Genomic DNA, 19,895 nt, shown 5'->3' on the forward strand with positions numbered 1-19,895 from the left:
ATCGCAGGCTGCGCCAGTTCCTACATTGGAATTGCGTCCACCCGTGCAATGTCGGGCGAATATTGGAATCGTGTCCACCCGCGAAATATCGGTCGAACACAAATTCTGGAGCTGCCGAAGGCTGCGATCTTTTGATTTTTTGATCTAACCCTGCCTGAACACCAATGCCTTCAACCCGCATTCAACATCGGCATCGGGAAACTCCGGCGGATTTTCCAACCGCTGCTCAAACCGCAAGCTCGGCGCTTCGCGGGTGACGCCGTCGATGAGGAAGTCCGCACCGAAAGCCGGATCGTTCATGCAAGCCAGCACCGTGCCCTGAGGGCTGAGCAACTCGGGCAGGCGGCGCAGCACGCGCTGATAGTCCTTGGTCAGCAGAAAACTGCCTTTCTGAAAGGACGGCGGGTCGATGATGACCAGGTCGTATGGACCCTTGCCTATCACCTTGCCCCAGGATTTGAACAGGTCATGGCCGAGAAAACTGACCTTGCTCAGGTCATGGCCGTTGAGCCGGTGATTGTCGCGGCCACGGCTCAGGGCCGGGCTGGACATGTCCAGATTGACCACATGCAACGCGCCCCCCTCGATGGCCGCTACCGAGAAGCCGCAGGTATAGGCGAACAGATTCAACACGCGTTTGCCCTGAGCATTGGCCCGCACCCAATCACGGCCGTAGCGCATGTCGAGGAACAGGCCGGTGTTCTGTTTGCGGCCCAGGTCCACGCGATAATGCAGGCCGCCCTCGGTGATCGTCATCTCCTCGATTGGCTCCCCTAGCAGCCATTCGGTGGTGCTTTGCAGCAGATAGCGATGTTGCAGCAGCAAGGTGCGCGCGCCGGATTGTTTCCACTCTGGCGACTGCGTGATCTCTATCAGCAACCGCTTCAAATCCTCCAGCTGCGCAGGGTCTGGTTCCTTGAACAGCGAGACCAGCAACACGCCCTGCAGCCAGTCGACAGTCAATTGCTCCAGCCCCGGCCAGCAGCGGCCACGGCCGTGGAACAGCCGGCGGGTTTCTGCGGGCGCAGCCGCAAGCGCAGTCAGCAAATGGTCGTGGAGGACGGAGAGGGCATCTGGGTTCATCGGGCAAAGTCGGCCATGCATGGGGGGGCGGCATTTTAACCACAATTATGCGCTGACAAACGGTCGTATTTGTCAGCCTGGACGGCGAATGTCCATGTCAGGTGTATCAAAAATGAATTTTCCACGAAGTCCGATGTTCATACCTGTAGGTGGCGGATTTGAGCCCGCGAAATCATTTATGCAATCAGGGAGTGGCACAGTCATGGGTCCAGTATCGACGGCGGGCGGGCACTTGTCTGACGGATTGATTCTTGTGGTTGAGGACGACCCGCTGATTCTGGAGTTTCTTTGCGAAATTCTGCAGGAGGAAGGCTTTGCGGTTGAACCGCAGGTCAGCGCGGACGCCGCGTCGCAGTTTCTGGAGCAGCATGCGCCGGAGGTTGGACTGTTGCTGACGGACATCACCATGCCGGGCAAGCTCAATGGCGCAGACCTGGCCAATCAGTTCGGCGACCGTTGGCCGGACAAACCGATCATGATCATGTCCGGCTTCGAAACCCCGAAGAGCTCCGGGGTCAAACATCGGGTTGCGTTCATCAAGAAGCCTTGGGCGGTGGGGCAGTTGCTCGATTGTGTGCAAAGCGCCTTGCATTCGAACCGGACCATGTAGGAGCTGCCGCAGGCTGCGATCTTTTGGTTTTGCTTTTAATAAAGCGAGAATCAAAAGATCGCAGCCTGCGGCAGCTCCTACGCGGGTGATGTACATTGCCTGACAACATTCGCCTGGGTCTGGAAATCGTCCTTTGTCAGTTCAAGCATCCGTGTTCAACACCTCATACCGCGCCTTTCTGTTCGATATGGACGGAACTGTCCTCAATTCCATCGCTGCCGCGGAGCGGATCTGGACCACTTGGGCCTTGCGCCACGGCGTCGATGTAGAAACCTTCCTGCCGACTATCCACGGCGTTCGCGCTATCGACACCATCACCCGTCTGGCCTTGCCCGGGGTGAACGCTGAAGCAGAAGCCGCGTGGATCACCGAGGCGGAAATCGAGGATGTGGAAGGGATTGTCGAGGTGGCCGGCGCGGCGAGTTTTCTGAAGTCGCTGCCCACCAAACAATGGGCCATCGTCACCTCGGCGCCACGGGCGCTGGCCCTGCGCCGAATGGCGGCGGCAGGCATTCCCGAACCTGACGTGATGGTCACCGCCGAAGACGTCAGTGCCGGTAAACCCGACCCTGCGGGCTATCGGCTGGCCGCTCGTCGGTTAGGGGTCGAGCCCGTCGATTGCCTGATCTTCGAAGACGCCGCCGTGGGGATTCGCGCAGGTGAAGCGGCGGGTGCCAACGTCATGGTCATCACCGCGACGCACGTTCATCCGCTCCAGACCCCGCATGCCACTTTGGCCGGTTATGACTCGGTCGAGGTGCGAGTGGATCTCCACAGCCAGATCAGCCTGTACACAATCTGAAGTTCAAGCGAGCTAATGTGGGAGCGAGCCTGCTCGCGATAGCGTCAGCACATTCAGCATCGATGTGACTGAAAGATCGCTATCGCGAGCAGGCTCGCTCCCACCATAGAGTTGTGGTGGGTTCAGTAAATCCCCGGTATCAATCGCCAGCTACGGGTGCAGTAAGCCTCGTATTCAATGCCAAACTGCGTGCGTAATAGCGCTTCTTCGGAGCGAATGCGAGCGATCAGCGGGATCAACATCAGCGCCACCAGCAGCAACCCGACCCCGGAACGAAAGGCCAGCGCCCAACCCACGCCATTGATCAGCAGTCCCAGATAGCTGGGGTTGCGCAAGGTCCGATAAATCCCGTCGGTGACCAGACGGTGGCCCGGCTGAATCGCCACCAGGCCGCTGAAGCGTTTGCCCAGCACAAACACCGGCCACATCCGCAGTGCGCCGCCGCCGATGAACAGCAACACGCCCAGCCAACGCACACCCTCGCCACCGAAGGTCCAGAAGTCGATCCGGTCGGTGTAGGCCGGCAGATACCCACTCAACAATCCGAGCACCCCGAAGACCGGCAACACCCAACGATTGGCCCTGTCTTCACGCTCGCCGGAGCTCAGGTTGCCCTCGCTGAACAAAGACACGATCGCCATCACCAGGGTTGCCAGGGCAATGACCACCAGCGGCGGATGCGAGAAAAAGCTGTCAACCCGCCCAGCCCGAACACCGCAAGCGCGAGGTAGGCAAGGGTGCTGACGAGGGTGAAAAACGCGAGTTTGGCCGAGATTTTCATGACTGACTTCGCAAAGGATATGTAGGCGCTGCCGAAGGCTCGGGCCGCGTTCGGACGATCTTTTGACTTTGACCCTATCAATATCGCTCAAAAATCAAAAGATCGCAGCCTGCGGCAGCTCCTGCGCGGTCATTCGACGCAATGCCGTGTGATCGCCATGACGGTAACCGGGGGGCTGGGTGAACTAAGCTTTGGATAAGGATGATTCTATCTGTTTACTCCCGGCTCATTGAAAATCTCGACGAGCCGGGAGCGCCACAAGGAGCACACAATGCTTCACATCAGAACGCCCCTGATTCTGCACCCGGGCCTGTCGACCCCGGCCCGGCGAATCTGGCTCAAGCTGGAAAACCTGCAACCCAGCGGCTCGTTCAAACTGCGCGGCATGGGGCTGCTGTGCAGTCAGGCGGCGGAGCAGGGCAAGCGCAAAGTGGTCTGTCCTTCCGGGGGGAACGCCGGGCTGGCCACCGCCGTGGCCGCCGCCAGTCTTGGGTTGAAATCCTGCATCGTGGTGCCTAACACCACCCCGCAAACCACCCGCGACAGGATCAGGAAAACCGGTGCCGAAGTGATCGTCCACGGCAAGGTTTGGGACGAAGCCAATCAACGGGCAAAAGAACTCGCAAAGGGCGCGGATACCGAATACGTGCCGGCCTTCGATCATCCGGTGTTGTGGGAAGGGCACAGCACGATGATCGATGAAATCCTCGAGGACTGTCCTCAGGTCGATGTGTTGGTGACGTCGGTGGGCGGCGGCGGTTTGCTGGCGGGCCTGCTCACTGGATTGATCCGTCATCAGCGCATGGATTGTCGAATCGTTGCTTGCGAAACCCAGGGCGCAGCGTCTTTCGCCGCCGCCGTGAGTGCCGGCCACCCGGTCAGATTGCCACGCATCGATACCGTCGCCACGTCACTTGGCGCAGCGCAGGTGGCGGCCTGGCCGGTGCAGCACATCCTCGACTTTGCGCACGAGTGCGTGGTGCTCAGCGATGATGAGGCGATCATGGGCGTGGTTCGTTACGCCAACGACCTGCGTCAGTTGGTCGAGCCGGCGTGTGGCGTTTCATTGGCGGTGGCGTACCTGGACCATCCAGCGATTGCCGAGGCCCATGATGTGGTGATTGTGGTGTGCGGCGGTGTCAGCATCAGCGCGCAATTGGTCGCCGGCTGGGCGCGCCTGTCCGCCGGGGCGCAAGCAACCTAGGGCCCGAACACTATCCAGTATTGCGAGCCCCACGGCTGACTTTTACAGGTTTCAGCGACTGAATGGACCTTATTGAGCGAGGATCGCTTTGGCCAAGTCCTCGTCGCTGGCCTTGAGGTCGGGATGATTTTGTCGAATTTCCTTTAACACCGACTCCAGATAAACGCCGCGAATCGTACCGCCACTCGCCACGAAGCTAGAGGCATCATCCCGCGCTGGAATCACGATTTTGTCATCCTTGAACGTCGAGTACAGCGATGCGGAGACCCCGGCCGAAGTGGCGACATCTTTTGCATCTACATCGGCCATGGCCGAACCAACGGGCAAACAAAGCACTAGTGAAGATATGAGCAACAGACGGCGCATGACGGCGTCCTCCGAAAGCGTAAAGGAAGTAACACATAATTTAGGATGCCTGGCAGCGCTCAGGAGTTCCCTGCTGATTCGATATATGCACAGTCGACCGCTCAGAACCGCACGGTAGCCCCGGTCGTCAGCCACTGATCACGCTCGCCCGTCAGGCCGCGCCCCATCACCAGATCGACATCGATCCGTTCGCCGATGTGCAAACGTGGCCCGGCCTGCCAGGCCTGTTCGCCCCCTTGCTGGCCATAGCGTTCGGCGATCAGGGTCAAGGACTTGGCGAGGTCATATTCGACGCCGGTGCCCCAGGTCCAGCGATGGTTTTGCTCGCCGTCGTCGTAGGCGTGGGCCCAGCCGGCGGTGACGTTCAGGCGTAATGCTTCGATCGGTTGATAGGTGAATGGCAGGTTCAGGTCGGCGCCATCGAAGGTGTGGTCACGATTGAAGGCAAAATGCGCTGACCCTGCCAGCGCTAATTGAATGCCGAGGTCTTCGCGGGAGAAGAGTAGGGTTTTGAATTGCGGGCTCAATTGAGTTTCCGAATCCCCGTCATCGCGGCTGTGCTGTATGGCCGCGCCAAGTTGCAGGTTGGGCAGCCCCTTGAGTGTGCAGTCCTGGGACAACACTGCGTCGCTGGATGAGTGATTATGCCGACCGCTCTGGTACCAGGCGTCGATGTTGCATTCGCCCGGCGCATTGATCGCGGCGTCGTGCTTGATTGACCGGCATCAGGGGCAGCCCCGATCTCCTACCGATAGGGTTTGCAAACCGCCCGCCCGGGCTTGGGCGACCAGTTCTTCGGTGTCTTCGCCGCCGGGCAGGGCGATCACTACGTCCGGTCGGCTGTCGCGCAGCATGAAGTGGTTGCGCAGGCGTTCGGCTGACTTGCCGTGTCGCTGCCAATTGGGCGGGTAGCGCACGATGTCGGCGCCTTGTTCCCGGGCCCACTCTTCTATTTCACCGCCCAGAAAGCGGTTACCGCCATGAATCAGTACACGCACCGGGTGCATGCGTTGGAAGGCGTCGAGTACTTGTCGGCACAGACGTTTATCGGCGTAATGACGCCCGGCGCAGATCAGCAGGCGCATGACGGGTTCTCCTTCACCAGATCGATGTTCTCGATCGAGCGCTCACCGGCACGTTCGAGCAGCGGATACGCCAGTGCTGCGATGTGGTGATGCACACGCCGATAATCACGCAGCACCCGCTGGAAAATATCTCCGGATTCCGCCCAGGCATTTTTGTCTTCCTGCAACTGGCGAAAGTGCTCGCGGCTGGCTTCTGCTTCGAGTCTTCTGACAGTCTCTTTGCGTTGGATCAATTGGTGCGCGGTGGCGATGTCTTCGCGCAGGAACACGGTGATCGCCAGGCTCAAACTGTCCAGCACGGCGTCGTGCAGCGGGGCGATGTTGCCCAGTTCGAAAGCCGAGAATTGTTCACCCCGGCGCAAGCGGCGCTTGGCCAACTGCGCGAGGCTGCTGGAAAGAATGTCCGCGGCATGTTCGAGGTTGATCACGAACGTGAGGATGTCCTGGGAGCGATCGGCATCGCTGTCACTGATGCCTTCCTTGCCGATGTCGGCCAGATAAGCCCGAATCGCCGCGCTGAGCAGGTCCAGGGATTGATCGATCCGCCGCACTTCATCGGCGCAGGCCGGTAGCAATGTGTGGAGCAGCTGGAGCATCCGGCCGAGCATGGCCGAGAGCATGTCAGCCATGCGCAAGGCTTCGCGGGCGGCATTCGACAAGCCGATATTGGCCACTTCCAGACCGGCCTCATCCAAGTAACGCGGCATACCGGGGTCGACATCCCGCTCAGGCGCCGGCAGCAGTCGGGTGAGGGTATTGGCGAGCACATCGGTCAGGCCGATGAACACCAACCCCAACAGCAGATTGAAACCGGTGTGCAGGCACACCACCAGGGTCGAGGGCGCGAGCGGCGCCTGAGCGAGCAATCCGGCAAACGGCAAGACCACCAGGGCACCAACTGTCCGCACCAGCAGATTGCCCAGCGGCAGGCGTCGGCCGATGCTCGAGCCGGCATTGATGACCGAAGGCAGCGCACCGCCAATGTTCACCCCCAATACCAGAGCGACAATCGTGCTGGACGAAAGCATGCCGGTCGTGGCCAACGAGACGATCAGCAGCACCACGGCCACGCTGGAGTGGCAGAGCCAAGTGAGGATCAGCGCCACCAGCAACGCAATCAGCAGGTCGCCCTCGAGGCTCTGCATGATGAGCTGGAAGATCGGTGTGCCTTCGACTTCCGCCAGCGTCGAACCGAGCATGTGCAGGGCCAGCAGCATCAGCCCCAGGCCGATCATCGCGCAACCGACGCTTTCGTAGCGCGAGTCATCACGCAGCCGAAAGACGATCAGGCCCGTCAGCAAAACAATGGGTGTGAGCATCGACACATCGGCGCTGAGCAGTTGCACCACCAGGGTTGAACCGATGTTGGCGCCGAGCATCACCGCCAGTGCCGGCGCCAGTCCCAGCGTCCCGACAGCGGTGAACGAAGTCGCCATCAGGCTGACGGCGGTGCTGCTTTGCAGGACCCCGGTGATGCCGATGCCGGACAACAAAGCCATCCAGCGGTTATTCAGGTTGTGGCCCAGCCATTGACGCAATGGCGTGCCGAAGCCGCGCAACAACGCCGAAGAAATCATATGAGTGCCCCACAGCAACAAGGCGATGGAGCCTGCGAGGTTGATCAGTAGAGTAGTTCCCGACATGAGGACTCTCCCTTTTTACGTGTTGCATTTATTGACGACCCGGGAGCCGGAGGATGGTGCAAAGATGCGGCGAACACAAAAACCTGTGGGAGCGAGCCTGCTCGCGATGGCGGTTGTACATTCAACACTTGTGTTGCCTGCCAGTCCGCTATCGCGAGCAGACTCGCTCCCACATGGATTGCGGTGTTCAGGCCATCAGAACCATTGCTTGAAGCGGCGGATGTAGAGGGTTTTCATGATCTGCGCGAACACGCAGTAGCTGAGCAAGGTGCCGACCAGCCATGGGAAGTACGCCCATGGCAGCGGTTGCAGACCGACCAGCGTGCCCAGTGGCGAGAACGGAATGTAGATGCCCAGCACCATCACCAGCCCGGTCATCAGGATCACCGGCAACGCCGCAGTACTCTGGAAGAACGGAATTTTCTGCGTGCGTAGCATGTGCACCACGAGGGTTTGGGACAGCAGCCCTTCAATGAACCAGCCGGACTGGAACAGGCCTTGCATTTCCACGCTGTTGGCGGCGAACACGTACCACATCACCGCGAAGGTGGTGATGTCGAAGACTGACGAGGTCGGCCCGATCCACAGCATGAAACGGCCGATGTTCTTCGCGTCCCACTTGCGCGGCTTGCGCAGGAATTCCTTGTCCATCTTGTCCCACGGCAGCGCCAGCTGAGAGATGTCGTACATGAGGTTTTGCAGCAGCAGGTGAATCGACAGCATCGGCAGGAACGGAATGAATGCACTGGCCACCAGCACCGAGAACACGTTGCCGAAGTTGGAACTGGCGGTCATGTTCAGGTACTTCATGATATTGCCGAAGGTTTCGCGGCCCTTGAGCACGCCTTCTTCGAGCACCATCAGGCTCTTTTCCAAGAGGATGATGTCGGCCGATTCCTTGGCGATGTCGGTGCCGCTGTCGACCGAGATGCCGACGTCGGCATCTCGCAGGGCAGGGGCGTCGTTGATGCCGTCACCGAGGAAGCCCACGGTGTGACCGTTGGCCTGCAACGCCTTGAGCACCCGGGATTTCTGCAGTGGCGTCAGCTTGGCGAACACCGTGCGTTCCTCGACCCGCACCTTGAGGGTGGCATCATCCATATTCTCGATGTCTTGGCCGAGCAGCGGCGTGCCGGGTTCCAGGCCGACTTCGCGGCAGATCTTGCAGGTCACCACGGCGTTGTCGCCGGTCAGCACCTTGACGGTCACGCCCATGTCGCGCAGCGCGGCAATCGCCGGGCCGGCGGTTTCCTTCGGAGGATCGAGGAAGGTCAGGAAGCCGCGAATCACCAGTTCGCGTTCGTCAGTGGTTGCGTACTGGTTTTTCGTCTGTGCCTTCGGGATCTCGCGGGTAGCGACCAACAACACCCGGAAACCGTCCTGGTTGTACTCAAAGGCCCGCGCCAGCAGCGCCTGGCGACGTTGATCATCCAACGCCACGATCGTGCCGTTTTCATTGACGTGGCTGGCGATGGTCAGCATTTCCTCGACCGCGCCTTTGCACACCATCAGGTGATCGTCGCGGGTGTCCTTGACGATGATCGACAGGCGCCGACGCACGAAGTCGAACGGCAGTTCATCGACCTTGCTGTAGGCGAACGGCACGCGGAATGTCGCGTTGCGATTGGCGAACTGCACCACCGCCTGATCCATCAGGTTTTTCAGGCCGCTCTGGTGATGGCTGTTGAGCCAGGCCAGCTCCAGCAGCGAATCGTCGCGTTGACCATTGATGTCGACGTGGTGCTCAAGAATGATCTTGTCCTGGGTCAGGGTGCCGGTCTTGTCGGTGCACAGCACGTCCATCGAACCGAAGTTCTGAATCGCATTGAGGCGCTTGACCACCACTTTGCGCTTGGCCATGGCCATGGCGCCTTTGGCCAGGTTGGCGCTGACAATCATCGGCAGCATTTCCGGGGTCAGGCCGACCGCCACTGCCAGTGCAAACAGGAACGCATCGCTCCAGTCACCTTTGGAGAAACCGTTGAGCAGGAACACGATCGGCACCATGACCAGCATGAAACGGATCAGCAGCCAGCTGACGCTGTTCACCCCTCGGTCGAACGCGGTTTGCACCCGCGAGCCGACAATGGCTTTGGCCAGTGAGCCGAAGTAGGTGCGCGAGCCGGTAGCGACCACCACCGCTTTGGCGGTGCCGCTGACCACGTTGGTGCCCATGAAGCAGATGTTCTGCAGGTCGAGCAGGTTGGACTGATTGGCTGCGCTGCTGGTGGCCGATTTTTGTGCCACGTCCCCCAGCGTGTCGTACTTCTCGACGGGCAAGGCTTCGCCAGTCAACACGGCCTGGCTGATGAACAGATCGCGGGATTCGATCAGGCGAATGTCCGCCGGGATCATGTCGCCAGCGCTGAGCTGCACGATGTCGCCGGTCACCAGTTCGCGCATCGGTACTTCGCGCAGCACCGGCGGGCGGTCCTTTTGTGGGCGACGCAGGACCGTGGCGGTGGTGCGCACCATGGCCTTGAGGGTTTCGGCGGACTTGGCCGAGCGGTATTCCTGCCAGAATCGCAACAGGCTGCTCAGGCTGACCATGGTCATGATGATAATGACCTTGGTCAGGTCAGCGTCGTCGCCTTCACCCTGGCTGATCGGCAGCCAGTAGTCGGTGAAGAAGCTGATACCGGCCAGGGTCAGCAGCACGTAGATGAAGGGATTGTTCAGGGCTTTGAACAGCTGAACGATGGCGTGAGGCGGCTTGTCGTGGGCGACTTCGTTGTGGCCACCACGCACCAAGCGGCCTTCGGCTTCGAGTTCGGTCAAACCGTCAGCGGTGGCGTTGAGGTTGGTGAGGGTCACGGCCAGGCCGTTTTGCGCTTCCCGGGCGGCGCGCATCGACAGCTTGGCGTTGTCGCTGGAGGTGCCGCGGGTGGTTTTCTTTGCGGTTTTTACAAGGGTCATTGCTGTGCTCCTGCCGCAGGCTTGCGGCACGACACACAGGTACTCAGCTAATCAAAGACGAGCGCACGTATGTCGAGCCGCAAATAAGCGATCGAGTCGGATGATTGTGTTTTGATGTTTTAACGTTCGCTGACCATCAACTAATAAGTGATAGGCAGCGAACCGACTACTGGCTTCGTCCATAACTAATTCCAATAAAATTTGTTTTTAACAGGCAATAGGAAGTTGTCGGATTTCATTTTAAGAAAACCGTTCAGGAAGGACTTTAAAAGTGCCTGAAATCAATTGAAAGTGCGTGCCCCGACGTACAGGCCGAGCATCAGGCTCGCCTGCTGCAAAAGGCGCGCGATGCGCCGACTCGGTGGTTCCTGGCTTTCGTCGAAGCTCCAGCGTTGCCGAAGCCGGCCCGTCGTCGGGCAGACGCGCCAGTAGGCACGAGGTTGTGCCTTGGCGTGGGCAGAAGGGGCGGAAAACGGGGCACTGGGCCGGGTCGTCAACAGACGCTCACGGCAACGCTTGACCCGCATGGTCAATGCAAAGGCGCGTACGCCTGGTATTACAGTGGTTTTGAAGTTCATAACATGCCTCTGGGCCGGACTGATTCCGGTGAGGCAAGTTACGGTGGAGCCTCAGGCTCTAGCGCAGCTCACCCGACCGAAAAGTCGAGTCCCGTCATTGTCTGGGTTATGTGCCAGATCCTGCATATCTGCAGTCATCCGACAGCGACTAGATACTGTGTCCATTGGATTCTTTTGTGAGTTGATAAAAGGCCGTTGTTACCGGCCCGGGCAATTTACTGAGCGAGGCGGGTGAAGTCAATCGTAAAAGTGCACTTGATGGCCGGTTATACGGGGTTCGGTTATTGAAGTATGCAGTGGTTCAGCTAATTGACAGTTAGTTGTCGTTTTGATGACTGTTGGATGGAACGGACCGTATGCAAGTGATGGGATCTTCGTGGTCATGCTGGCGATAATCTTCAGTGTGGTCGATTATCGGGAGCCAGGGATGGCTTGAATGAGCGGAAGGCAGGTGAGCGTCGATATCGAATGCGTGGTGGTCGGGGCCGGTGTGGTCGGGCTGGCAGTGGCCAGGGCCCTGGCCCGGACCGGGCGGGAAGTGATTCTGGTCGAGGCGGGCGAGGGCATTGGCGTGGGCATCAGTTCGCGCAACTCGGAAGTGATCCACGCCGGCATCTATTACCCGAGTGGCAGTCTCAAGGCGCAGTTGTGCGTGGAGGGCAGGCAGCGGCTGTACGCCTTCTGCGATGAGCGCGGCGTCGATTACCAGCGTCTCGGCAAGCTGATCGTGGCCACCGATGAGCGTCAATGCCATGCCTTGCAGGCATTGCTGGAGCAGGGGCGGCGCAACGGTGTCGATGACCTGCAGTGGCTGGATGCCGGGCAGGCGCAGGCGCTTGAACCGGCATTGTCCTGCGTTGCCGCGCTCTGGTCGCCGTCCACCGGCATCGTCGATTCCCATGCCCTGATGCTGGCGCTTCAGGCAGATGCTGAAGCGTGCGGTACTTCGATAGTCTTTCACACGCCATTGGAATCGGCCCGTTGTACCGGGCACGGTTTCGAGCTGCACATGGGCGGCGCTCAGCCGATGACGTTGAGCTGTCGTCAGTTGATCAACTGCGCGGGATTGTCCGCGCCTGAAGTGGCGAGCCGGATCGAAGGCTTGCCAACGCAGCACGCGCCCAAGACCTGGTTGTGCAAGGGCAGCTATTTCAGTTTCAGCGGTCCGGCGCCGTTCCGGCATCTGGTTTACCCGGCACCGGAAAGCGCCGGGCTGGGTGTGCACATGACCCTGGACCTGGGCGGTCAGGCGCGTTTCGGGCCGGATGTCGAATGGGTCGAGCACGTCGATTACCGCGTCGATCCCCGCCGCAGCGAAAGTTTCTATCAGGCGATCCGGCGTTACTGGCCGGCGTTGCCCGATGGCAGCCTGCAACCGGCCTACAGCGGTATTCGCCCGAAAATCAGCGGGCCGAGCGAGCCGGCCAGCGACTTCGTTATCAGTGGCCCGGATGTGCATGGTGTGCAGGGATTGGTCAACCTGTTCGGCATCGAATCTCCGGGGCTGACCAGTTGCCTGGCGCTGGCTGAACGGGTGGTGGAAATACTAGCCGCTCCGCATTCCTTGTAGCAGCGAAGGTGCCGGTTATCAGTGTCTGTGATGCCATTCACCGCGAGGGCTATTCTTGGCAATGCGCCCATCCTCATGGGAGACCTCAGATGATCAACGTACGCACTGCCCGCATGCTCGCCGATTACAGGCGCTGGGCCGATCAGCGACTCTTCGACAGCCTCATGGCGCTGCCACCGGAAGAGCTCAACCGCAAACGGGTGTCGGTGTTCAGCAACATCATCGGCACCTTGAATCACATCTACATGGTGGACTGCATCTGGCAAGCGCATTTGGAGGGCCGAGGGCACGACTTCAAAACCTCCCATGACCTGCTCCATACCGAACTCCCCGAGCTGCGAATGGCGCAACAGGAGATCGATCAATGGTTCTGTGGATGGGCCTCGGCCCAGACCGACGATTCGCTGGATCAACCCATCGAATTCACCTCCGTCTCGGGGGACAGCGGGGTCATGAGTGCCGGCGCGATGCTGTTGCATGTGGTCAACCACGCCAGTTATCACCGAGGCTGGGTGGTCCAGATGTACGTCGAGATTCCGGCCCTGCCGCCGATCACTGACTTGTCGGTGTTTCTGCGCGAGGTTGCGGGGTACTGAATCGAGTTCCACCAATTCCCGCCCCAAACAAATCCCCTGTGGGCTTGTCCGCGATAGCGGAGTGTCAGGCGACATAGTTTTCTCTGTCAGGCCGCTATCGCGGGCAAGCCCGCTCCCACAGGTTATGTATCAGTTCAGGAGATTTGGGTCAGGCCTGAGGAATCAAACTCTGTCGGCAATCGAGCACCAACAGCGCACCACCCAGTTCGCTGCTGCCCACTTCCAGCGTAAACCCATGCAGGCTGACAATCGCCGCGACGATCGACAGGCCCAGCCCGAATCCGCTTTTCGGGTTACCGCCCTCGGCGCGATAGAAGCGCTGAAACACCGCCTCCCGTTCGGCCAGCGCGATGCCGGGGCCGGAGTCGAGTACTTCGATTCGTGTATGCCCGGCGTCATTCATCCCACGTAAAATCACCTTGCCACCCGGCGGCGTGAACTTGATCGAGTTGCTCAGCAAATTCGCCACGGCTTCGAACAGCAGCGCCCGGTCGCCATTGAGCCGGGGCAGGGACTCGGGCAGTTGCAGTTCAAAGGTCAGTTCGCCTTCTTCCGCCAGCGGCAGATAAAAGTCATGCAGTTCTTGCAGCAACGGCACCGGGTCCAGTTGCACGAAGCCCGAACGGCGCTGGCGATCCTCCAGCTCGGAAATCCTCAACAGTCCACGAAAACGCGCCATCAAGGTATCGGCCTCGCCGAGCACCGAATCCAGTTGCACGGCCAGCGTCGAACCGTCATCGGCCTGCTGCTGAATCCGGTACAGCTGCGCCCGCAGGCGCGTCAGCGGTGTGCGCAGGTCATGGGCGATGTTGTCGCACACGCCCTTGACCTCGTTCATCAAGCGCTCGATGCGTTCGAGCATGGCGTTGACGATGGCGGCGAGCATGTCCAGCTCGTCACGGCGGTTGGACAGCGGCAGGCGTCGGGTCAGGTCACCGGCGACGATGGCTTCGGCGCTGGCCTGGATCGCCCGGATCCGCCGCAGCGGTCGCCGTCTCAATAAGTGCCAGCCGGCGATGCCGGGCAGAATGGTCAGCGACACGCCCCACAGCAGCGCGTGCAGGATGATCCGGGTCACGGCAAACAGCGAACCGTTGTCCCGCACCAGCACCAGCCAGCGCCCGTCCAGGGTCCGGGTCGCCACGGCGTCGCAACTGTCGGCGGGCAGGGTCGGGTCGTCGGCGTCGACGCAGTCGCCAAGGATGTGAATCTTGCCGTCCAGCGGCAGGCCTTGGGGGATTTGGCGCAAGGGGCCGATGAGGTAGCGCTGCTGGTCATCGAACAGGCCATAGGCATCGATGCCGCGAATGTCGAAGGTCACGCTGGCGGCGAGGGCATCCTCCAGTTGTTCGCCCTGGAAGCGTGAAAACAGATGCTGACGTTGCATCAGCGAATGCTTGGCCAGGGTGTCCAGATAGCTGGACACCTCGTAATACATGACCCCCATGAGAATCCCGCTCCAGGCCACGAACAGCGAACTGTAGAGCGCCAGCAAGCGGCTGCTGGAGGAACGCCAGCCTTTAGAGGGGTTCAGCAATGACATAACCCGAGCCTCGCACCGTCCGAATCAGTGGGACTTTACCTGGCGGGTCGATCTTTTTGCGCAGACGGCCAATGTGCACGTCGATCAGGTTGGTGCCAGGGTCGAAGTGATAACCCCAGACCTCTTCGAAAATCATCATCCGCGACAGAATCTGCCCGGTGTTGCGCATCAGAAATTCCAGCAACTTGTACTCGGTGGGTAACAGCGTCAGCAACTGGCTGTCGCGGCTGGCCTCGTGGCTGATCAGGTTCAGCTCCAGATCGGCCACGCGCAATGTGGTGGCTTGGGCGGTCACGGTGTTTTGCCGGCGCAGCAAGACTTCGACCCGGGCGGCCATTTCATCGGTGGCGAACGGTTTGGTCAGGTAATCGTCGCCGCCGGCGCGCAGGCCGCGAACCCGTTCATCGACATCGGAGAGGGCGCTGATCATCAGGATCGGCGTGGCCACGCCCATGGTGCGCAGGGTGGTGACAATCGCCAGACCATCGAGCTCCGGCAGCATGCGGTCGAGGGTGATCAGGTCGTAGTCGCCGCTGACCGCGCGCTCCAGGCCTTCACGGCCATTGTCGACCCAATCCACGTCGAGGCCGTGGCTACTCAGTTCGGCGACGATTTCCCGGGCGGTCACAGCGTCGTCTTCGATGGTCAAGATGCGGGTCATAGGGCTTGCCTGATAATCGGTTCAATTCGAAGTGGGGCTCATTTTGCCAAGAATTACGCGCCGCTTTTTAAATTAACTTTCATGTTGCCTCGTGAGCCTGGCGCGAACGTTGATATCATCCGGCCATAACTCTAAAGGGAAGCTGCACTGTGCGCACTTTAATGGTTCGTGGCTGGATGCCGATGTTTTTGCTGTTGTGCATGTTCGACTCCTCCGCCTGGGCTGCCAACATGCCATGTTCGGGGAAGAAGGGCGGCATCGACCGTTGCGACGGCGAGCTGTTCCTGTGCAATGACGGCTCCATCAGTGGTTCGAAGAAAAGTTGCTCGGCGATGTTTGGCAGTAAAGACCAAGCGCGACCGCAGACGTTGTTGCAAGATGCCGGCGGCTGCGCCTGCGGCACCGGTACGTTTTGCACCGGGCCAAGAGGCGGGGTGTATTGCCTGACGCCCAGTGGCAACAAGAGTTACAAGCGCAAGTAGTTCGTTTGCGGTCAAAATGCAATGCATAAAACCCGCCGCCAGGGCCGGCTCCTTGCAAACTGCATGACCCTGAGAAGTTCATTGTTTTCAACTATTTGAAATAGAACGATTTGTTTAAATAGTGCGACTGGCACGTTGACTGCAATTGCTCGTTTGACGAGTTGTAACACCTGCCTGGAGCACTACAACTATGAACAGATCCTCTGATGGTTTTTATCCTGTCGCAGATGAGTTCAGCACGCTCTCGGGCGTGTCTTGGGCCGCTATCTTCGCCGGGGCCGCGGCGGCTGCGGCGTTGTCGCTGATCCTCGTGCTGCTTGGGTTCGGTCTGGGTTTTTCGGCGGTGTCGCCATGGGCCCATGAAGGCGTCAGTGCCAAGGGCCTGGGTATCTCGACGATTGTCTGGCTGGCCTTTACCCAGATTGTGGCTTCCGGGCTTGGCGGCTACATCGCCGGTCGCCTGCGGGTGAGATGGGCTTACATGCACGGCGATGAGGTTTACTTCCGCGACACGGCCCATGGCTTCCTGGCCTGGTGTCTCGCGACGCTGGTGACCGCAACCCTGGTGGTCGGCTCGGTCAGCAACATCGTCAGTGGCGGCGTGCAGGCCGGGGCCACGGTCGCCGGCGGTGCCGCCAGCGCCATGACCCAGGCTGCCGGCAGCGCTATCGGTAATACCGACAGTGACCCTTACGGTTACTTCGTCGACAGCCTGTTTCGCGATGATCGGCCAGTCGCCATCAGCGAGGACGCCGTCAATGGCACCGTCACCCGGATCTTCGCGCGCAGCCTGCGTAACGACGGTCAACTGGCGCCCGAGGATCGGACCTATCTGGCACAATTGGTCGCCCAACGGACCAACCTCACTCAAGCGGACGCCGAACGTCGTGTCGATGAAGTCTATGCCCGCACCCAAAAAGCCGTCGCCGACGCCAAACTGGCCGCGCAACAAGCGGCTGACACCGCGGCCAAAGTCGCAGCCTTGACGGCGTTGTGGATGTTCGTCGCGCTGCTGGCCGGGGCATTTTTTGCCAGCCTCGCCGCGATTTTCGGCGGTCGTCGTCGGGATGCCGTGGAGTACCTGGAAACCGATGCCTACGTGACCACCACCACTACAACCACGACGCTGCCACCTGTTCGCTAACCCAGGAGAACAATCATGCGCTCAATATTGCTGTTCCTTCTCGGCGTACCAATCCCGATCATCATTCTGATTGCCCTGTTCACGCATTGATTCCTTGTGGCCTTTGTTTACGCCGCTTTTACTGCAGTAGAAGCGGCGTTTTGCTTTTGCGCCGCTGATGCAGCGAGAATCGCCTCAGCGGGAGCACATCCGCTTCCACTTTTAATGTTGTGTTGCTTCACGGGAGAAATACCTTGAACAAAAAGGAAAGCAAACGGCAACTGGTGGCGATGCTCGAAAGCGGGCATTCGAAGAGCGAAATTTTCAAGACGCTGTCCGGAGGGGAGGTCAAGGATCGGGTGCTGGCATACTGGATCGGTGCTTATGCTGACCCCGCGCTGTGTCAGCGGCACTCCGGCAAGATCAAGACATTACTTTTCCTGACGATTGCTCAAGCGTTGCTCGGTGCAGTCCTCGGGTTCTTCCTCGGCTCGATGATCGGGCCAGGTGCCGCCGTGTTTTTCACTCTGTTTGCCGCCGTGGTGCCGCTGCTGTTCGCCTGGGGGTTTTATAAGAACGTTGCGCAGGCCTACACCATTTACGTGATCCTGTCTCTGAGCCAGTTTCCGCGAATGTTCCAGGGGTTTGAGGAGGATCCGCTGCTGACGCTCGTCGGTGCCGGAATCACTTTGGGCATGGTGTTTTTTGTCGCTTACCTCAAAACGCTGTTGTTCCCGGATCTGGGGTTTCTGGGTTCGAAGAAGGTCAAAGGGCACTACGTGTTTTCCAGCTGAAGATCGGTGCCGAGCGCGGCAGAAAAGGAAATGGCTTGAGGACGCCTTCGCGGGCAAGCCTCGCTCCTACAGGTTACGCGCCGATCATCGGGCACTGATTACCTGTAGGAGCGAGGCTTGCCCGCGAAGACTTCGGTACTGGCGCCGCAATTCTCAATCGATCGGCGTACCGACAAACACCTCAAGCTCCTCGGCATACTCTGTGAACGCGCTGATCCGCGGAAACTGCGCAGCCTGCACCTGATCCGGCACCACCAGGTTGGTAAAACTCCAGGCCACCGCCAGGGTAATCCCGTCCTGCGCAATCGAACCGTCGGTCTTCAGCGGCTGTTTTTCCAGCTCCCGCTCCAGCGCCGAATACGCCGCGGCCAATTGCCCTTCGACCCGTTCCACCCAGGGCGCGTACTGAATCTGCGCTGGTCGCAGGTTGCGTTCGTAGTAAAGCTGCACCGACTTTTCGCACGCTGCCAACGCCAGACCGATCAGTCGTAGCGAGCGCAAGCGTTGCTCCAGATTGTTGGGTATCAGGCTTTTACCCGGCGCGGCGAGAGCCTCGAGGTAGTCGATGATCAGTGTCGAATCCATCAACACCTCGCCATCATCCAGCACCAGTGTTGGCGCCTTGACCACTGGGTTGATCTGCTGGAACTGCTCGAAGTTTCTGAACACCGAAACCGACTCGTGCTCCAGCGGTATGCCCAGGCATTTGGCGGAAATGGCGACGCGCCGCACGTAGGGCGAATCCAGCATGCCGATCAGTTTCATTGAGCCTCTCCTTCAGACGGTCCTTGGGGGATGGACAACCTTAGCTGAGGTTCAGCGACCTGCAAACGGCCTCGCGCTAATCCTCAAAGGCTAATCTTCGAAGCCGACCTGCTCATGAATCTCATCGACCTTCAATTCCAGTCGATAAGCCACGGCGATGAACAGCGCCTGGCACAGGCACAAGGTCGCACTCAACGAGCGGAAGGCAAAGGAACTGCCTTCGTTGACCAGCAGCACGGTGTTGGCGCGCTTGGCCAACGGCGAGAGGTTGCTGTCGGTGATGATCAGGGTTTTCGCCTGATTGTGCTGGGCGATGCGCAGGCAGTGCTGGGTTTCTTTGCCGTAGGGCGTGAAGCTGATGGCGATCACCAGGTCATTGGCGCGCACGCTGCGCATCTGCTCGCGGTAACTGCCGCCCAGACCCGACACCAAATGGATGCGCTTATTGGTGTGTTGCAGGTTGTAGACCAGGTAATCGGCCACCGCGAACGAGCGGCGCACCCCGACCACGTAGATGTTGTCGGCATTCACCACCAAATCTACGGCTTTATCGAAGGCCTGATCATCGAGTTCCAGCCCCAGCCGTTCGATGCCCGACAGAGTGGCGTTGATGCATTCGCGTGCCAGATCGCCGCCGCTGGCCTTCTGCGACTTGTTGGCGATCATGCTGCGGATGCGTTGCTGGTAGTTCTGCACCGGTGTGGTTTTGTGGGTGTAGGCCTCGCGGAACAGCGCCTGCATTTCGCTGAAACCACTGAAGCCGAAACGCTGGGAAAACCGCACGATGGCCGACGGGTGCACTTCGCATTCACGAGCGATATCGCTAATGCGGTCGACCATGATCCGGTCGCTCTGCTGGCTCATGTAGCTGGCGATGCGTTTGAGCTGGCGCGGCAGGCTTTCGTATTCATCGGTGATCAGCTGCAACAAACGCTCGGCATTGATCGGAGGGCTGGCGAGATCGCTGTCGGGCGTGCTCCCGGTCGTAGCCGGCTGATCGGTGCGGGACATAAGGAATCCTTCTGGCTTGTGCTTATAGAGATGACAGGTCGCGTCATCCCCTGACAATAGGTGGGCTGTGCGCAGTCTACAGGGTAGGCCGGAATAAAATCTTGAGCTTGCGGCCGTCATGGGGTCTGCTGAAACGATGCACTGTGTCTGGAACGCTTGTGCAGAAGTTTATTGGAAAAAATATTCCACGTAAAAAATATTTAGAATAATTATTGATTGTTCGGTCCGGGTCGTTTTAGTCTGCATCCACCAAGAGTGTTCGGCGCCTTCATCGCCCCGAAC

The 19,895-nt window shown here is 59.6% G+C and carries 18 protein-coding genes and 2 pseudogenes; 8 read left to right on the forward strand and 12 right to left on the reverse strand.

Features of this window, described 5'->3' with window-relative positions:
• Nucleotides 1-144: 144 nt before the first annotated feature.
• On the reverse strand, nt 145-1,083 hold the full coding sequence (locus tag AB4O41_RS27850) for a class I SAM-dependent methyltransferase (RefSeq protein ID WP_460145501.1): 939 nt from the start codon (nt 1,081-1,083) through the stop codon (nt 145-147).
• A 202-nt stretch (nt 1,084-1,285) separates the two neighbouring features.
• Between AB4O41_RS27850 and AB4O41_RS27855 the strand changes: the two genes are divergently transcribed.
• Together AB4O41_RS27855 and AB4O41_RS27860 are read left to right on the forward strand one after the other, a co-directional pair.
• Nucleotides 1,286-1,693 carry a response regulator gene (locus AB4O41_RS27855; RefSeq protein ID WP_460145502.1) on the forward strand — a complete coding sequence of 136 codons (408 nt, stop codon included), beginning with the start codon at nt 1,286-1,288 and terminating at the stop codon, nt 1,691-1,693.
• A 133-nt stretch (nt 1,694-1,826) separates the two neighbouring features.
• Complete coding sequence (locus tag AB4O41_RS27860; protein ID WP_460145503.1) at nt 1,827-2,495, forward strand: HAD-IA family hydrolase; 669 nt, start codon at nt 1,827-1,829, stop codon at nt 2,493-2,495.
• A 122-nt stretch (nt 2,496-2,617) separates the two neighbouring features.
• On the opposite strand, the pseudogene AB4O41_RS27865 reads toward AB4O41_RS27860, so the two are convergent.
• Nucleotides 2,618-3,276 (reverse strand): annotated as a pseudogene (locus AB4O41_RS27865) (methyltransferase family protein).
• A gap of 271 nt (nt 3,277-3,547) precedes the next feature.
• Between AB4O41_RS27865 and AB4O41_RS27870 the strand changes: the two are divergent.
• Nucleotides 3,548-4,480: a pyridoxal-phosphate dependent enzyme gene (locus AB4O41_RS27870; RefSeq protein ID WP_460145504.1), complete on the forward strand. Its 933-nt coding sequence runs from the start codon at nt 3,548-3,550 to the stop codon at nt 4,478-4,480.
• Nucleotides 4,481-4,549: 69 nt separating this feature from the next.
• Here the strand turns inward: AB4O41_RS27870 and AB4O41_RS27875 are convergent, their stop codons facing one another.
• From AB4O41_RS27875 to AB4O41_RS27900, 6 genes and pseudogenes are all read right to left on the reverse strand, one after another.
• Nucleotides 4,550-4,846, reverse strand: a complete 297-nt coding sequence (locus AB4O41_RS27875; protein ID WP_008012177.1) for a DUF2388 domain-containing protein — start codon at nt 4,844-4,846, stop codon at nt 4,550-4,552.
• A gap of 101 nt (nt 4,847-4,947) precedes the next feature.
• Nucleotides 4,948-5,553 (reverse strand): annotated as a pseudogene (locus tag AB4O41_RS27880) (hypothetical protein); the annotation flags it as partial.
• Between the two features lie 18 nt (nt 5,554-5,571).
• Nucleotides 5,572-5,931: a DUF2493 domain-containing protein gene (locus AB4O41_RS27885; protein ID WP_460145505.1), complete on the reverse strand. Its 360-nt coding sequence runs from the start codon at nt 5,929-5,931 to the stop codon at nt 5,572-5,574.
• Nucleotides 5,919-7,574 (reverse strand): Na/Pi cotransporter family protein, encoded by a 1,656-nt coding sequence (locus AB4O41_RS27890; protein WP_460145506.1) that lies wholly within the window; start codon nt 7,572-7,574, stop codon nt 5,919-5,921. The genes AB4O41_RS27885 and AB4O41_RS27890 overlap by 13 nt, the downstream gene beginning before the upstream one ends.
• 195 nt (nt 7,575-7,769) lie before the next feature.
• A complete protein-coding gene (mgtA, locus tag AB4O41_RS27895; protein WP_460145507.1) occupies nt 7,770-10,490 on the reverse strand; it encodes a magnesium-translocating P-type ATPase in 2,721 nt (906 codons plus the stop codon).
• 281 nt (nt 10,491-10,771) lie between these two features.
• Nucleotides 10,772-11,068 carry a hypothetical protein gene (locus tag AB4O41_RS27900; RefSeq protein ID WP_460145508.1) on the reverse strand — a complete coding sequence of 99 codons (297 nt, stop codon included), beginning with the start codon at nt 11,066-11,068 and terminating at the stop codon, nt 10,772-10,774.
• 451 nt (nt 11,069-11,519) lie between these two features.
• Between AB4O41_RS27900 and AB4O41_RS27905 the strand changes: the two genes are divergently transcribed.
• Nucleotides 11,520-12,638, forward strand: coding sequence for an NAD(P)/FAD-dependent oxidoreductase (locus AB4O41_RS27905; protein ID WP_460148440.1), 1,119 nt, complete (start codon nt 11,520-11,522; stop codon nt 12,636-12,638).
• Between the two features lie 89 nt (nt 12,639-12,727).
• Nucleotides 12,728-13,234, forward strand: a complete 507-nt coding sequence (locus AB4O41_RS27910) for a DinB family protein (protein ID WP_460145509.1) — start codon at nt 12,728-12,730, stop codon at nt 13,232-13,234.
• A gap of 148 nt (nt 13,235-13,382) precedes the next feature.
• On the opposite strand, the gene AB4O41_RS27915 is transcribed toward AB4O41_RS27910, so the two are convergent.
• Nucleotides 13,383-14,777 (reverse strand): sensor histidine kinase, encoded by a 1,395-nt coding sequence (locus tag AB4O41_RS27915; protein WP_460145510.1) that lies wholly within the window; start codon nt 14,775-14,777, stop codon nt 13,383-13,385.
• The gene (locus tag AB4O41_RS27920; protein ID WP_052966859.1) at nt 14,755-15,438 is read right to left on the reverse strand and encodes a response regulator transcription factor; all 684 of its coding nucleotides are present in this window, start codon (nt 15,436-15,438) and stop codon (nt 14,755-14,757) included. The genes AB4O41_RS27915 and AB4O41_RS27920 overlap by 23 nt, the downstream gene beginning before the upstream one ends.
• A 161-nt stretch (nt 15,439-15,599) precedes the next feature.
• Here AB4O41_RS27920 and AB4O41_RS27925 point away from each other — a divergent pair, with 161 nt between their 5' ends.
• The 3 genes from AB4O41_RS27925 to AB4O41_RS27935 all read left to right on the forward strand — a co-directional run bounded on the left by AB4O41_RS27925 (nt 15,600) and on the right by AB4O41_RS27935 (nt 17,837).
• A complete protein-coding gene (locus AB4O41_RS27925) occupies nt 15,600-15,920 on the forward strand; it encodes a YdcA family protein (RefSeq protein WP_460148441.1) in 321 nt (106 codons plus the stop codon).
• 190 nt (nt 15,921-16,110) lie between these two features.
• Nucleotides 16,111-17,064 carry a hypothetical protein gene (locus AB4O41_RS27930; RefSeq protein WP_460145511.1) on the forward strand — a complete coding sequence of 318 codons (954 nt, stop codon included), beginning with the start codon at nt 16,111-16,113 and terminating at the stop codon, nt 17,062-17,064.
• Nucleotides 17,065-17,297: 233 nt separating this feature from the next.
• On the forward strand, nt 17,298-17,837 hold the full coding sequence (locus AB4O41_RS27935) for a hypothetical protein (protein WP_460145512.1): 540 nt from the start codon (nt 17,298-17,300) through the stop codon (nt 17,835-17,837).
• 153 nt (nt 17,838-17,990) lie between these two features.
• Here AB4O41_RS27935 and AB4O41_RS27940 read toward each other — a convergent pair whose 3' ends face one another.
• Nucleotides 17,991-18,602: a glutathione S-transferase gene (locus AB4O41_RS27940; protein WP_460145513.1), complete on the reverse strand. Its 612-nt coding sequence runs from the start codon at nt 18,600-18,602 to the stop codon at nt 17,991-17,993.
• Nucleotides 18,603-18,692: 90 nt separating this feature from the next.
• On the reverse strand, nt 18,693-19,613 hold the full coding sequence (locus AB4O41_RS27945) for a MurR/RpiR family transcriptional regulator (protein WP_460145514.1): 921 nt from the start codon (nt 19,611-19,613) through the stop codon (nt 18,693-18,695).
• Nucleotides 19,614-19,895: the final 282 nt, after the last annotated feature.

It is taken from the genome of Pseudomonas sp. S2_A02 (genome assembly GCF_054668495.1).

Coding starts and splice junctions, on each gene's coding strand:
- mgtA (WP_460145507.1), bottom strand. CDS start 10,490: ATGACCCTTGTAAAAACCGCAAAGAAAACCACCCGCGGCACCTCCAGC.
- AB4O41_RS27930 (WP_460145511.1), top strand. CDS start 16,111: ATGAACAGATCCTCTGATGGTTTTTATCCTGTCGCAGATGAGTTCAGC.
- AB4O41_RS27940 (WP_460145513.1), bottom strand. CDS start 18,602: ATGAAACTGATCGGCATGCTGGATTCGCCCTACGTGCGGCGCGTCGCC.
- AB4O41_RS27855 (WP_460145502.1), top strand. CDS start 1,286: ATGGGTCCAGTATCGACGGCGGGCGGGCACTTGTCTGACGGATTGATT.
- AB4O41_RS27900 (WP_460145508.1), bottom strand. CDS start 11,068: ATGAACTTCAAAACCACTGTAATACCAGGCGTACGCGCCTTTGCATTG.
- AB4O41_RS27870 (WP_460145504.1), top strand. CDS start 3,548: ATGCTTCACATCAGAACGCCCCTGATTCTGCACCCGGGCCTGTCGACC.
- AB4O41_RS27885 (WP_460145505.1), bottom strand. CDS start 5,931: ATGCGCCTGCTGATCTGCGCCGGGCGTCATTACGCCGATAAACGTCTG.
- AB4O41_RS27875 (WP_008012177.1), bottom strand. CDS start 4,846: ATGCGCCGTCTGTTGCTCATATCTTCACTAGTGCTTTGTTTGCCCGTT.
- AB4O41_RS27890 (WP_460145506.1), bottom strand. CDS start 7,574: ATGTCGGGAACTACTCTACTGATCAACCTCGCAGGCTCCATCGCCTTG.
- AB4O41_RS27920 (WP_052966859.1), bottom strand. CDS start 15,438: ATGACCCGCATCTTGACCATCGAAGACGACGCTGTGACCGCCCGGGAA.
- AB4O41_RS27910 (WP_460145509.1), top strand. CDS start 12,728: ATGATCAACGTACGCACTGCCCGCATGCTCGCCGATTACAGGCGCTGG.
- AB4O41_RS27925 (WP_460148441.1), top strand. CDS start 15,600: ATGGTTCGTGGCTGGATGCCGATGTTTTTGCTGTTGTGCATGTTCGAC.
- AB4O41_RS27945 (WP_460145514.1), bottom strand. CDS start 19,613: ATGTCCCGCACCGATCAGCCGGCTACGACCGGGAGCACGCCCGACAGC.
- AB4O41_RS27915 (WP_460145510.1), bottom strand. CDS start 14,777: ATGTCATTGCTGAACCCCTCTAAAGGCTGGCGTTCCTCCAGCAGCCGC.
- AB4O41_RS27850 (WP_460145501.1), bottom strand. CDS start 1,083: ATGAACCCAGATGCCCTCTCCGTCCTCCACGACCATTTGCTGACTGCG.